The sequence below is a fragment of the Flavicella sp. IMCC45537 genome (genome assembly GCF_057197705.1).
In genome coordinates, this window is record NZ_CM170067.1 from 1,506,135 (window position 1) to 1,520,969 (window position 14,835).

General features: G+C 34.6%; 9 protein-coding genes. All 9 read left to right on the plus strand.

Annotated features, from left to right (window positions below):
• Nucleotides 1-27: 27 nt before the first annotated feature.
• The 9 genes from AC2DGP_RS06485 to AC2DGP_RS06525 all read left to right on the plus strand — a co-directional run bounded on the left by AC2DGP_RS06485 (nt 28) and on the right by AC2DGP_RS06525 (nt 14,726).
• Nucleotides 28-1,752 carry a RagB/SusD family nutrient uptake outer membrane protein gene (locus tag AC2DGP_RS06485; protein ID WP_484492199.1) on the plus strand — a complete coding sequence of 575 codons (1,725 nt, stop codon included), beginning with the start codon at nt 28-30 and terminating at the stop codon, nt 1,750-1,752.
• An 81-nt stretch (nt 1,753-1,833) separates the two neighbouring features.
• Nucleotides 1,834-3,243 carry a sulfatase family protein gene (locus tag AC2DGP_RS06490; RefSeq protein ID WP_484492200.1) on the plus strand — a complete coding sequence of 470 codons (1,410 nt, stop codon included), beginning with the start codon at nt 1,834-1,836 and terminating at the stop codon, nt 3,241-3,243.
• A gap of 5 nt (nt 3,244-3,248) precedes the next feature.
• Nucleotides 3,249-3,914 (plus strand): DUF6250 domain-containing protein, encoded by a 666-nt coding sequence (locus AC2DGP_RS06495; protein ID WP_484492201.1) that lies wholly within the window; start codon nt 3,249-3,251, stop codon nt 3,912-3,914.
• A gap of 145 nt (nt 3,915-4,059) precedes the next feature.
• Nucleotides 4,060-5,259, plus strand: a complete 1,200-nt coding sequence (locus AC2DGP_RS06500) for a glycoside hydrolase family 88 protein (RefSeq protein WP_484492202.1) — start codon at nt 4,060-4,062, stop codon at nt 5,257-5,259.
• 5 nt (nt 5,260-5,264) lie between these two features.
• The gene (locus tag AC2DGP_RS06505; RefSeq protein ID WP_484492203.1) at nt 5,265-6,827 is read left to right on the plus strand and encodes a DUF4955 domain-containing protein; all 1,563 of its coding nucleotides are present in this window, start codon (nt 5,265-5,267) and stop codon (nt 6,825-6,827) included.
• Between the two features lie 18 nt (nt 6,828-6,845).
• Entirely contained in the window at nt 6,846-7,442 is a 597-nt protein-coding gene (locus tag AC2DGP_RS06510) for a CBM96 family carbohydrate-binding protein (protein WP_484492204.1), read from the plus strand.
• A gap of 65 nt (nt 7,443-7,507) precedes the next feature.
• A complete protein-coding gene (locus tag AC2DGP_RS06515; protein ID WP_484492205.1) occupies nt 7,508-9,070 on the plus strand; it encodes a sulfatase family protein in 1,563 nt (520 codons plus the stop codon).
• Between the two features lie 12 nt (nt 9,071-9,082).
• On the plus strand, nt 9,083-10,744 hold the full coding sequence (locus tag AC2DGP_RS06520) for a glycosyl hydrolase family 28-related protein (protein WP_484492206.1): 1,662 nt from the start codon (nt 9,083-9,085) through the stop codon (nt 10,742-10,744).
• A 109-nt stretch (nt 10,745-10,853) separates the two neighbouring features.
• Complete coding sequence (locus AC2DGP_RS06525; protein WP_484492207.1) at nt 10,854-14,726, plus strand: chondroitinase family polysaccharide lyase; 3,873 nt, start codon at nt 10,854-10,856, stop codon at nt 14,724-14,726.
• Nucleotides 14,727-14,835: the final 109 nt, after the last annotated feature.

Here is a 14,835-nt window from a genome sequence, read left to right on the forward strand (position 1 = left end):
ATTTCAGAAACCTTAAAAATCTAAAAAATGAAAAAACTACATAAAATACTTTTAAGCTTATTTGCCATCGCAGCAATAAGCTCGGGTTGTTCTGATTTTTTAAATGAAGAACCACAATCAACTTGGGGGATCAACAATTTTTATTCGAATAGTATAGAGGCGGATATAGCTCTTGCAGGTATATACTCCCAATTTGCCAGTGATCAGGTTTATGGTCAAGCCATGTCGATTATCATGGAATCAGGTACGGATGAAGGTTATTATAATAGAAGATACAATGAAAACTGGACTGTTGGCTTATATCGTCACACCTCAGCAGACAATGATATCAAAAACTTATGGGCTTATTTATATCAGATCATCAACCTGAGTAATATTTTTATAGAAAAACTCGATAAATCCGGATTTGAAGAAGATGAGTACAATAGGTATATCGGAGAAGCGAAATTTTTACGCGCTCATGCCTTTTCTTTATTAGCATCTTGGTTTGAAGAAGTTCCTATGCCACTAACTTCAACCCTAGATCAAACTGCAAATCATCTTAAACCTGTAAGTTTAGAAGAATTATACACTCAAATCATTGAAGATTACACTTTTGCCTCAGAGCATCTACCATTGATTAGTGATGCTAGCTATATTCCGGGAAGGGCTAATAAAATGGCTGCACATGGATTAATGGCGCGAGTTTATTTAAAAATGGCTGGCTACCCTTTGAAAGACAATACAAAATATAGTAAAGTCCTTGAGCAATGCGAAATCGTAATTAATTCTGGTGAACATAGCCTCACTCCTTCTATAGTAACAACAGATATTGTGGACGGTGAAGAAGTTGTTACCATTGTTAGTGATAATTACAGAAAACATTTTTTAAGTTATATTGAAAATGTCTATGATACACAAGAAACTCTTTTTGAGATTTCCTTTAAATATCTAAGAGAATCTGGAATAGATGCCCATGGTAGAATCGGAGGAATCAATGGACTAGCTTTTAATTACGGAGGTGGTGATGATGGATATCCAGGTGCCTACGCTATGTTTAACACTACACCTGTTGTTAGAGATTTATTCGTCTCCAATGATGAAATTTTACGAAAAGCATGGAATGTTCCTGCGATGCAATACACTGGCAGTGGAGATGCTAAAGCAGTTACAAGTACACTTGCTTCAAATTACTGTCCAGGGAAATTTCGTAGATGGGAACCTGCTGATTTTGATGATTTAAATGACTCACCTCCTGCCGGAGAAATTGATCCATATATTCTTTTAGAAGCAAATCCAAACCCTAATAGAAACTTTACTGGAATCAACATTCCAGTTTTGAGATATGCCGATATTCTACTGATGCATGCCGAGGCAGATAATGCATTAAATGGACCTACCACTTCTGCAATAGGTTATTTAGATGAAGTTAGACGTAGAGCTGGTTTGGATTTCATACAAAATACAGGAAGAGCCGCTGCGGTATCTACTCAAGAATTATTCTTTCAGGAAATTGTTGACGAAAGACTAAGAGAATTTTGTTTTGAAGGAAGAAGAAAACATGATTTAATTCGATGGGAGTTACTAGGGACGAAACTAGAACTTTTAAATCAGGCAATTATTGGTTCACCCGATTTTAGTGCTACCGATGAAAATCATAAGGCTTTCTTACGGTCTGGGGAATTTTTTGATGTATCAAAACACATGTCCTTGCCTTACCCCTTGCAAGAGGTTAATTTGAATAAATTTTTAGACCAAAAACCTGGTTGGTAATAAAATATTAAACTAAAAAAAACCTAGTATTTCTTAATTTATTTGGAAATCCTAGGTTTTATTGATTAAAAACACTGCATTATGAAATTTAACATTGCTTCTCTACTTATTATTATTCCATTACTATTAAATGCACAAAAGCAGAAAAAACCCAATATTGTATTAATCCTAACAGACCAACACAATGCCAATGCCCTTAGCTATATGGGCAATCCAAATGTAAGCACTCCTAACATAGATCAACTGGCAAAAACAGGAATCTATTTTGACAATGCCTATGTTACTTTTCCATTATGTACACCTTCTAGATCTAGTATGTTTACTGGTAAAATGCCTCATACCATTGGCGTCAACTCAAACAAAGAAGGAGACAATCAAATTATCACTAATGAAAAACAAAATGTTCTAGGAACTATTTTAACAAAAGCTGGTTATGACTGTGCTTATGGAGGTAAATGGCACGCACATGAAGCAAGTATGTCGGCTGGCAATGGATTTGAATTTATTGCACCGATGGGAGATATCGGATTAGCCGAAAAAAGTATCTCATATATTGAATCGAAAAGAAATACCGAAAAACCTTTTTTTCTGGTAGTATCTTTTGACAACCCTCATAATATTTGTGAATGGGCCAGAAACGAACCATTGCCTTATGGAAATGTACCCTTACCAAAATTAGAAGACACTCCCCAATTACCTATCAATTTTAAAAAGTCCGAAACATTTCCGGAGGTTGTTCAGCTAGAACAAAACGCAAATAAAAAAGTTTACCCCACAACAAATTACACACAAAATGACTGGAGAAATTATCTCTATGCATATTACCGCCTGGTGGAAAAAGTGGATTTCGAAATTGGAAAAATCATCAAGGCGATTGACCGAAATAATCTTAGAGAAGATACTTTAATTATATTCACGTCGGATCATGGAGATGGCAATGCGGCCCATGGTTGGAATCAAAAAACAATCCTATTCCAAGAAAGTGTGAAAGTCCCTTTTATTGCAAATTATATTGGGAGTATCAAACCCAACAAAAAGCCAAACCCTACTTTAATCTCAAATGGACTTGACCTCTACCCAACCTTTTGTGCATATGCGGGCATCACAAACATGCAGTTACCAGGTAAAAATTTAAAGCCACTCTTAGATAATCAAAAATTAAAACTAGATCGGGAGTTTGTTGTGGTGGAAACCAAGTTCGAAGGAAAACAGGCCCTTGGAACTACGGGTCGTTCAGTGATCACTAACAAATACAAATATATTCTATACAATTGGGGAAAAGATAGAGAGCAATTGTTTGATCTAGAAAAAGACCCTTACGAAATGAATAATTTAGTAAGCTCTAAAAAACACATAAAGCAATTAGATTATTTGAGAGGAAATTTACACCAATGGTGCATGGAAAATAATGATGTCAAATTTCTAAAAAAAATCGTATTACCCTCTACTAGTAAAATCTCATCCAGCACACTTTTTGTCACTCCTTATTAAAGATCATGAAAGGTTTAATTTTCACATTTGCATTCTTACTAATTGCATGCAATAAAATACATACCTCTAAATCCGTATCTCTTACCAATGAAAATTGGGTAGTGGAACAACAACCAGGTGGATCCGTCTCTTTTGATAAGAAAAAATTAGAAATAAACGATGCCAAAGGTTGTACTGTATGGTATTCTAAAAAACTTAAAGCACCAATTCAAATTGATTATGAGGTAGAGATCGTTGATAAAGGAGGACCTTTTGATCGCGTTTCTGATTTGAATTGTTTTTGGATGGCTAATGACCCAATGTACCCCGAACATTTTTTCAGAAACACACTTCATAGAAAAGGAAAATTCACAAATTACCATAATCTCATGCTTTATTATGTTGGTTTTGGTGGACATAACAATACTAAGACACGCTTTCGAAGATATAATGGGGAACTAAATCGTCCTCTCTTACCTGAACATGATTTGAGTGGCGAAACTTATCAAATTATTCCAAATAAAAACATCCACATTTCTATAAGGGTTGACAGCAACGGAACTGTTTATAAAAAAGATGGAGAAATAATATTTCAGTTTTCTGACCAAGCCCCTTACACCTCGGGATATTTCGGATTCAGAACTGTAAACAATCACATGGTAATCAAATCCTTCAAAATAACCCAATTGTAACAAAACCCCATCTACCCCCCCTATAATTGTTAGAATCTACACGATTTCCCCCCTAACCTTGAACACTAATTCCCCCTCCAAAAACAGAAGTAATTTGGAACTTGCAATCAGATAACAAAATAAAATACTATTCAATCATACACATATGAAATATCTAAAATTATCTTTATTGCTAGTCATACCAATCCTTTTAAGTTCTTGTATGGCAACTTCAAAGAAAACGGAAGCCCCAGAAATTGCATCACAGATAGAATTTGCGGACAAACAACTATCTTTATTACTAAAGGTTGCAGAAGAAAAAAACAATATCCCTAGAACCTTGGATGCTCAGGGTGATATGCATTGGATTCACAAAAGATTTGATTGGACTGAAGGATTCTATCCTGGTTCTAATTGGTACTTGTACGAATTGACTAAGAATGAAAAATGGAAAATTGCGGCTGAAAAATTCCAAGCAATTTTTGAAAATCATAAAAATTACACCACCAATCATGATCTTGGTTTTGTATTTAATTGTTCCTATGGAAATGGATACCGACTTACCGGAAATGAAGACTTTAAAAAAGTTCTAATTACAGCTGGTAACTCTTTAATTACTCGATTTGACCCAACAGTTGGATGTATCAAGAGTTGGGATGTAGAAAAAGGTTGGCAATCTACTAGAGGATGGAAATACCCTGTAATTATTGACAACATGATGAATTTAGAACTTCTTTTTGAGCTCACAAAAATCACAGGAGACACTAAATACCAAGAAGTTGCTGTAGCTCATGCAGATACAACCTTAAAAAATCACTTTAGAAATGACAATAGTTCCTATCATGTAATCGATTATGATCCAGAAACGGGAGCTGTAAGAAACAAGCATACTGCACAAGGATACGCACATGAAAGCTCATGGGCGCGAGGACAGGCTTGGGGTATTTACGGTTATACTGTTTGCTATAGGTATACTCAAAACCCAATCTATCTGGAGCAAGCTGAGAAAATAGCCAAATTCATCATCAACTATCCTGGAACCCCAGTAGATGGTATTCCATATTGGGATTACAATGCACCAAACATACCAAATGAACCAAGAGATGTTTCAGCGGCAGCAGTGACTGTTTCTGCGCTTATCGAGTTAGATAGTTATTCGAAAGAATCGTATCTTCCTGCTATTAATAAAATCATGAACTCACTTGCAAGTCCTGAATACACGGCTAAACTAGGTGAAAACAAAAATTTTCTTTTAAAACATTCTGTAGGAAGCATTCCTCACAATAATGAAATTGATGTTCCTTTAAATTACGCTGATTACTATTATTTAGAGGCGCTGAGCAGGTATAAAACATATTTAAAATAAGCCTTATGAAAATAAAACATGTTCCACTACTTTTCATTGCTTTGTTGAGCACTACAGCGCATTTTTCGCAAACTTCTCCAACATGGGAGAACTTTGTAAAGGCTAAAAAAACAGGAAAAGAGGCTATCCTACCTGATTTTTCTTTCGCAGGTTACCACTATAGTGAAAATAGCATCCCTAATGCAGCCTATAAAACATTTGATGTTACAAATTATGGTGCCATTCCTTCCGATCATAAATCAGATAAAAACGCTATAAAAAAAGCCATTGCAGCTGCTATAAAAAACGGAAATGGAATTATCTTTTTTCCAAAAGGTACTTATCATATCAATACAGAATCTGATGACCAAAGTCAAATCATCATAAAATCTTCTAATATTGTTTTTAGAGGTGAAGGTGATGATGAAAATGGCTCTGTACTTCACTTTATGAATGACTTACCTCCCAAAGATCCAAAAAAAATGTATAGTTGCCCAAGTGCCATCCAAACCAGCGCTGGAGGATCCGATAGGTTTTTATCAGAGGTAATCTCAAATGCTAAGCGAGAAACATTTCAATTAAAAGTGAAAGATCCGTCTAAATTAAAAAAAGGTGATTGGATCATCCTAAAACTTTTGAACAATGATAAAAAATTAGTTTATGATGACAATGCGCCATTAGAAGTTGAAGATGCATGGAAAACTATCATAAACAAGGGAGTACAAGTTAACGAAAGACACCAAATAGCATCTATCAAAGGAAAAACAATTACTTTTTGCGAACCGATTCATTATAATGTTCAAAAAAATCATGGATGGAAAATATACAGCTTCGCACATTCTGAAGAATTAGGATTTGAAAACCTAAGATTTGAGGGGAATTGGAATAAAAAATTTGTACACCATAGATCTGCTGAAGATGATAGTGGTTGGGGAATCTTAAAAATTTCAAGAGCCGTAAATTCATGGGTACGCAATTGCACTTTTAAAAACGTCACCAACCCTTTGGGCTTTTCACAATCAGCATATTCTACAGCAATTGATATCACTATAGAAGGAAACATAGGTCATAGTTCTGTGGATGCAGGTGGTGGTTCTACAGGTATTTTAATTGCTAAAGTGAAAGATTTAGCCGGGATGCATCATGCTGTTGGAGTTGGTGGTGGCAGCACCTCAGCAACTGTCATATGGAGAAGTTCCTATCCTGCACATACTAGTTTTGAATCACATGCCTCTCAACCAAGGTGTACTTTATTTGACAATATAGAAGGTGGATTTTTCTCTGGACGTGCCGGTGGTGCTCGTCAAAACTTACCCAACCATGGTCGCTACCTTGTATTATGGAACTATAAACAAACAAGTCCTGCTATCAAAGATTTTAGATTTGTTGCTACAGACTCATGGTACTGGAGAATTGTACCTCCAATTATAGTTGGATTCCATGGTGCTGAAACCTCTTTTAACCCAAAAGAAGTTCAAATAGCAGAAAGTATAGGAGTCCCTGTTCAACCAGAATCTCTATTTGAAGAGCAATTAAAATTAAGACTCGGTTCGTTACCACAATGGATTGAAAAAAATGATAACCATTAACCTTTAAATCAATATATCATGAAAAAAATAATAACTTTTATTACACTCGTTGCTGTTACTTTTGGATTACAAGCACAAGCTCAAAAAATTAAGGTACAAGAAGATGCCTTTATTCAAGGTGGAAATACAGCTGATACTGCTTTTGGAGAAACCTCTCCTAAAAACTTAAGAATTTTTAATTCAAACGCTGACTCTAAATATGCGCGAATTACTTATTTAAAATTCGAGACTCCAAAAAAATTAAAAAGTGTCAAAAAAGTAACGCTTCATATCCCCTTAAAAGTTTATAAAGACGAGAATCAACCTGAAGCTACATTCAACCTAGAAATTTATGCTGTTGAAAATGACAAATGGAGAGAACTCTCTATTACTTGGGCAGATGCTTTAGAACTAGGGGAACTTGCAGGTAGTATGGAGGTTCCGCAATCTTTAGACAACAAAAACCAAAAATTAGCAATTGAACTAGACCCCAAAATAGTAAGTAAATTGTTCAATGGTAAAAAAGATCGCAAAATTACACTAGCTCTAGTCAATTCAAATTTTAATAAGATTAGCGCAATGGCTCCATCTAAAGAACAATCTACCAAAGTTGCATCTTATCTAATGATTGAATAAAATTAAAATTTCCGTTTATATAAAAGGATGGGACAGCTCATCCTTTTTACTTTAACTCAACTCCAATGAAATTAAAATACTTTTCACTTTTTGCACTTACGGTTCTATCAATATCATGCAGTTCTCAGAAAAAACAAAAAAATGAGACCGCTGAAAAAAAACCTAACGTGCTTATTATTTTCCCAGATCAACTACGTAGATATTCTGCGGGCTTTTGGTCAGAAGCACCTTATAAAGAATTTGTCAAAGGAAAATCAGATCCTGTAATTACCCCAAACATTGATGGACTAGCGAAAAACGGTATTGTTTTCACTAATGCAATTAGCAATTTCCCTTTATGCAGTCCTTATAGAGGGATGCTTATGTCGGGTAGATATCCTGAGCAAAATGGAATTTGGAATAATTGTAAAGTAGGAAGAAACCACAGTTTAAAAGACGACATTACTACCATTCCAGATTTGTTTTTAGAAGCAGGTTACAACACTTCTTATTTTGGAAAGTGCCACTGGTTAAAAAATGAACCTCTATTTGACATAAACGGGAATTATGTTGGCACAACTAAAGCTCCAGGTGGTCATCACGTAAACAAATATGACACCTATGTGCCTAGTAATAAAAGACACGGGATAGAATACTTTTACCAAGCACTAAAAGATGAGCATTTCAATCCAAGAATCTACTCAAACGACCCAGATGCTATTGAAGGCAAATCAGATGGTGAACTTCATCTACCAAAGATGTTTTCTGCAAAAAATGAAGCTGAAAAAATCATCAGTTACTTGCACAATAAAAAGCACAGGGATCCTAAGAAGCCTTTTTGTATGATTTGGTCTATGAATCCACCTCACAATCCATGGGATGATGAAAATACAGATATGGAATCCTTACACAAACATTACGATACGGATAAATATCCTGAAATTGACAAAGATTTAGTGGTTCGAAAAAATGCTGATACTAAAGTTGCTAACTATGCTAGACACTATTATGCAAATGTTACAAGTGCAGATAAATATATAGGTAAAGTTTTAGAAGAATTAAAGAAAACCGGAGAATTAGACAATACGATCGTAATCTTTAGCTCTGATCATGGTGAAATGTTAGGAAGTCATGGATTAACAGGGAAAAATGTAGTTGAATTAGAATCTCTTGCAATACCCTTTATAGTGCATTGGCCAAAAGGAATAAGCGCAGGAATTTCTGATATCCTAATGAGCGTGCCTGATGTGCTACCCACAGTTATGGGGCTAGCTGGAATTGAAAAAAACATTCCGAGAGATATTGAAGGAACAAACTTTGCTCCCTTACTATTGGAACCACAAAAAACTAGTTTAAAAAAACCTGAAGCTGCTCTTATTATGCTAGGAAATTCACGTGGTGTACAAACTAACAGGTATACTTTTTGTATTCAAGAAAACAAAAAACAGTGGGATAATAAAAAAGCAACTTCAATAGCCTCTGTTTTCTTTTATGACAATGAAAAAGATCCTTACCAACTGCAACAAATTTTTCCTGAAGAACAGCCTGAAGTATCCGCTAAGCTGCTTTCAACACTGGGTCAATTATTAAAGAAAACCAACGATCCTTGGTATCAAAACAAAAAATATAGTGACATCATTCCTTACTAAAAAACTATAAAAATGAAAATCTGGTTCATTGCTATCTTTTGCATATTTCTTAGTTGTACGAAACCCACAAAAGATGGTTTTGAACCCAGAATTTTAAAAGAATACAAAAAAAAGGGGATCTCCTCCAATCTACCCGATTATTCTTATGCAGGTTACGAGTATGGAGAAAAAAAAATTCCTGCACTCGATCAGCTCCACACTTTTAACGTTTTAGACTTTGGAGCCATCCCCAACGATACTATTGATGATACCAATGCTATCAATCAGACCATAGAAGCAGCAGGAAAAAACCATGGTGGTATCGTAAAATTTCCAAGAGGAACCTTTCTAGTCAATTCATCAAAGAAAAAAACAGATATTGTACATATCAACCATAGTAACATTACCCTAAGAGGATCTGGTTCTTCTGAAAATGGAACTATTATTCTAAGTACAACTCCTACCAATCAAGACGAATCTGATAGTCCTTGGCTCTCTCCTTTTGTTTTTCATAGCGGACTTAATTTACATGATACTCATAGTTTTTTTCATGTGGATTCAATTCCCGCAACTACCACTATCACAACTAGTATTCCAAGTAATGCTACTTTAATTCCAGTAAAATCAACTGAAAACATTACCGCAGGTGCCTATGTTATCATATCACTTCAAAACACAACTGAAAATGGCAACTTAATGCATGATCTCATGCAGCCATTAGTTTTCGAAGAATTTCAAAAAAGTTACACCAATGCTGGTATACAAAAGGCCAAATCATTTCAATGGCTTGTTGAGGTAGATAGCATCATAGATCCCAGGACTCTTTTAATAAAACAACCAACTAGAAGAGCTATTAACAAAGAATATAACCCTCAAATTACCATTATCCCAATGTTAGAAAATATAGGGATAGAACATTTTCATTTCAAATCATCATGGAATGGCAAATACAAGCATCATGAAAATCGAGAAATGGATTACGGCTGGGGGGCGATCAATTTGCATAGAGTAGCCAATGGATGGATTAGAGATATACATATTGATAATTATACCCAAACCACACATTTAGTGAATAGTAAGAATATTACTATTGACAATATTCTCATTACAGGAAAATCGGGACATTACTCCCCAAAAATGTACCATTCTTCAGACAACCTTGTACAAAACATTGATATCCAGAGCAAGATGACTCACGGACCTAGTTTGGAGGGGTGTTCCTTTGGAAATGTATTTAGAAATATCAAATTCAAACACCCTTCTACTATTGACCTTCATGGTATTGGAAATCCAGGTTTTTGTCCACCGATGTATAATTTGTTTGAAAACATAACTAATATAAAAAAAATAGCTGGTGGGGGTGCTCCTCAAAACCTACCCCATTCTGGCGAATTTAACACCTTTTGGGATATAGAAATTGAAGGTTGGAAAGACGAAGGTTTTAACGAAGTTTTTTATTCTTGGATATGGAGAAATCCAGAACAATTTAAAAACGAAATGCATATTGATTGCCACAAACAATATCTTCGAAGCAATCTAATTGCAATTAGATCAAAAAGTGAAGATAAAAAAATTAGTATTGAGCATAAATACGAAGACCGCAAAGATAATTTCATCTATGTTGAAGCTTTAAACAATTGTAAAAAAGTAATACCGTTATACAGCACCCAATTATCGCTAAGACTAGACAAGTAAAGTATTACGAGTATTATTCCCCTCTCTAAAAAACAACCAGCCCCCTCTACTATAACCATCATGTTTTAATTTTATGGATTCAACCTTAATCGAACTAATTAAAAAACTAATGAAAAAAAACAACATTAAAAAAACATTAAACCTACTCTCTTATATCGGAATTATATTATTCTGTTTTAAAAGCCATTCACAAGATCAATCTTTTGAAACCACCGATACACCGAGTAATTGGTCAGCAGCTATTGGAACTTTAAATATTTCAAATAAACACACCAAATTAGGAGAAAAATCTTTGCAATGGAACTGGACGGCTAATGATATACTAACAGTATCCAATCTTCATCAAAATGGCTTAGTAAAAGACGAAGTTTTAGATTATTATAAAAACATGTTTAGAATGTGGATCTACTCAGAGCAGGCTATTCCAAATGATGTTTTTGAAATAATTTTTTTAGACAATGAAGATAATCCTCAATTTTTTTATGACTTCTATTTAAATTTTACTGGCTGGAGGGCAGCCTCAGCGAGTTATAGAAATGAAATGGACGGACAAAAAAAAAATGATGACATAAGAACTCTTCAAATTAAAGCTCCTTCTTCAGGAAGTGGAACTGTGTATTTTGATTATATAGACTACACCATGGATAGAAATACTTCTAGAGCTCCTGACAATCAGTTAAAATTTATCAATGAAAATAACAACGAACATTGGGGAGATATTATCTACTTTCAATCTTTACCTAAAACCATTGGATATAATGAATCAATAACAGATCAAGAAGAAATCGATCTTGCCAAAGTGAAAACAGAATATGACAAATTTATTCTGAGTACCAAACCAGGTTCTGATGCTATAGATATTGCAGTTGCAGCCTACCTTAAGCAAAAAATTGAATATAATAATGGGATTATTTCTGGATTACCAATATATGGAACCGATTATTCAGATAGTGAAACTATAGCGGTTGTTGACGACTTTATTCATATTCTAGCTAGAGACTATAAACACAATGGTAATAACTTAAGCCTTACTTATTTTCTGAATTCTATTAGATATTTATTGGACCAAGGATATGCTGATGGTAGTTTGGTAGAAACGATACATCATATAGGATATAGATTTAGAAATGTAGCTAAATCAGTTCATTTAATGAAAACTGAATTGGAAAATGCAGGCTTATGGACCCAAGCTCAAAAAATGGTAGAATGGTATGCAGCAGTAGATATTATTTGGCATCCAACAGCTCATGAAAGTAATATGGATGATGCCTTGACAAGGTCTCTTCCTATCTTAGGAGCGTGTTTATATAAATCGACTAAAGCAGACCAAGTTCAATACTTAAAAGGTTTTAGGAATTATGCGCAAACATGGTTAACAACCTATGCCAAAGAAAGAAATGGACTTAAAGTGGACTATACAGGCTTTCATCATCATGTTTACTACCCTCAATACGCCTTTGGCTCATATAAAAGCTTGGCGCAAGCTGTAAATTATATTTCAAGTAGTAGCTATGGAATTTCTTCTGAAAAAAGAGAAACTTTCAAAAATGTCTTATCAGTAGCAAGGGTTGTAATGTCAAAAGACAACTTCGGTAATTCCCTTTCTGGAAGATCCCCTTTGAATGAAATTTCAATTGCAAGTGCTTACAAAAACCTGGGACTTATAGAGCCCGTAGATGAACAATTAGTGGGTGCTTACAATTATGTTCAAGGCTCTGATGATGACACAAAAAGTTACGCTACAGAAATCCCACCAAATGGTTTTTGGCAAATAAACTTCTCTAATCTTGGAGTATACCGTCAAGATGACTGGGTCGCGGATATCAAAGGGTTCAACAAGTACTTTTGGGGAACTGAAATTTACACCAAAGATAATCGATATGGCCGATACCAAAGTTACGGAGCGGTGGAAATTATGTATCCCGGTGGACATATAAACTCAGGGTTCGATATTAACGGTTGGAACTGGAACATGCCTCCCGGAACTACAAGTATTCATATGCCTTTCGATAATTTAAAGGCTGCCATAAACAGACAAGATGAAAAAACAGATTCTAACTTTGCTGCCAGCCTTCGATTTGGTTCTAAAGCCAACTATTATGTAGATGACAAACTCGAAGGAAACATTGGAATTTTTGGTATGGATTTCACACAAAAGGACGTGCTAGAAAATCAAAAAGACAAAGACGACAACCCTGTTGTATCTAGTTACAACAATACTTTTACATTTAAAAAATCAATGTTTTGTTTTGATGGTAAAGTTATTTGTCTTGGTTCAAATATCAATAACAATGATATCAATAACATCACAGCAACCAACCTTTTCCAAACCAAATTAAATAACACCAACACTCCCATCGTAATTAATAACACTAACACAACTACTTTTCCTTATACACCTTTACCTTTAAGTGCCGATGAGAACCACTGGATACTTGATGCTTTTAATACAGGATATTACATCAAAAAAGGTTCTGAAGTGGTAATTGAGAGAAAACAACAAACCTCTCCCATGGAAGATGGACAGTTAAATGAAGATGGCTCTCCTGTAACAACTACAGGCAAATTCGCCTCAGCGTATATCAATCATAATACCTCTCCAACCGATAAAGGCTATGAATATGTAATTATTCCCGGAAGTAACTCAGAGGATATGCAAGAATTTTCAGAAAAAATGTCGAACAATGCTTCGTCTGTATATGAAGTAATTCAAAAGGATGCCACAGCACATATCATCAGATATAAGTCAAAACATGGATATGTTTTATTCCAAAATGGAGAATACGGAGATGCCACTCCAATTAAAAGTAATGACACCCCTTGTCTTGTAATTACAGAAACGGCAGGAAATAATTTAAACCTATCATTAGTTCAACCAGATTTAAACTTTGCGACAGACTATGGTGCAAGCCAATCCATAACAACAACCTTGGTGCTTAATGGAGATTGGACCCTAAATACTTCATCAGGAGGTAATGTTCAAATTACTGCAGGTGTCAATGAAACTACTCTAAAGGTTGATTTAAAAGATGGATTACCTGTAGATATTGAATTGTATTCCGGTGTTTACAACCCTTTTTATCCTTCTTTCTTTTATGAAGATTTTAGATATAATAGTGGCAATAGAGGCTACAATGTTCAAGTTGTAAAAAACACAAACGGTCAATTAGAATCTAAATTGGGAAAAATTATATCAGATATAGTAGACAATCAAGACTCAAATGGAGAATTCAATGAAGTAAGATCTACAGTAAGAATTCCAGACAATACCTCTAGAGATCAAAAAGCTATTTCAATTGTAGGTGCTACCTCAGGACAAAATTATGAATTGGAAGTATGGATTCCTTTAACTTCTGTAGATTTATCAAGTAACAACCCATATATCGAAGTATCAGACACAAAGAAATATGTTTCTTTTTGGACAGAGTCTAGGTATGCCAATGGTGGGTCATCTGCTTTAACGGTGCACATTTCTACTGATTATACTGATAATGTAATAACAGCAAATTGGACGGATGTAACCTCTCAGTTGGGGAATATTGCAAAAAACGATAACAAGAATGACCAAATATATTTAAAATCTATCTTGGATATTTCTAATATCGACAGTTCTAATTTCACGCTGGCTTTTAAATATGAAAGTAATAACACTCCTCACTCTTCTAGTAATAGAAATGGAACTTTCTATATTTCTGATGTAAACTTCTTTACAAGTTCTGAAAACTTAAGTGTCGATGATGATACTTTTCAAACTGCACTTACAATATATCCCAATCCAGCTAGTTCATACATCAATTTATTAGTCGGAGATTCCAATTCAGAAATAACTTTTGTCGAACTACATAATAGTCTTGGTCAAAAAGTCTACACTCAAAACTCTTCCGAAACAATTTCGGTTATAAATTTCAAAAAAGGTCTTTACTACCTTACGGTTCATCTTTCAAATGGCGCCATTTTGACTAAAAAAGTCTTAATCAATTAAGCTTCTGAAAGCCTCATAGAAAAAAAACAATTTTCATGAGGCTTTTTTTAATTCGAACAATTAACCCCTTCAAAAGGAAGAATAACTCCCCTATTATTAAGATGTAAAT

Bases quoted from the DNA above. Each gene is read 5' to 3' on its own strand.
- AC2DGP_RS06485 (WP_484492199.1), top strand. From the start codon at position 28: ATGAAAAAACTACATAAAATACTTTTAAGCTTATTTGCCATCGCAGCA.
- AC2DGP_RS06490 (WP_484492200.1), top strand. From the start codon at position 1,834: ATGAAATTTAACATTGCTTCTCTACTTATTATTATTCCATTACTATTA.
- AC2DGP_RS06495 (WP_484492201.1), top strand. From the start codon at position 3,249: ATGAAAGGTTTAATTTTCACATTTGCATTCTTACTAATTGCATGCAAT.
- AC2DGP_RS06500 (WP_484492202.1), top strand. From the start codon at position 4,060: ATGAAATATCTAAAATTATCTTTATTGCTAGTCATACCAATCCTTTTA.
- AC2DGP_RS06505 (WP_484492203.1), top strand. From the start codon at position 5,265: ATGAAAATAAAACATGTTCCACTACTTTTCATTGCTTTGTTGAGCACT.
- AC2DGP_RS06510 (WP_484492204.1), top strand. From the start codon at position 6,846: ATGAAAAAAATAATAACTTTTATTACACTCGTTGCTGTTACTTTTGGA.
- AC2DGP_RS06515 (WP_484492205.1), top strand. From the start codon at position 7,508: ATGAAATTAAAATACTTTTCACTTTTTGCACTTACGGTTCTATCAATA.
- AC2DGP_RS06520 (WP_484492206.1), top strand. From the start codon at position 9,083: ATGAAAATCTGGTTCATTGCTATCTTTTGCATATTTCTTAGTTGTACG.
- AC2DGP_RS06525 (WP_484492207.1), top strand. From the start codon at position 10,854: ATGAAAAAAAACAACATTAAAAAAACATTAAACCTACTCTCTTATATC.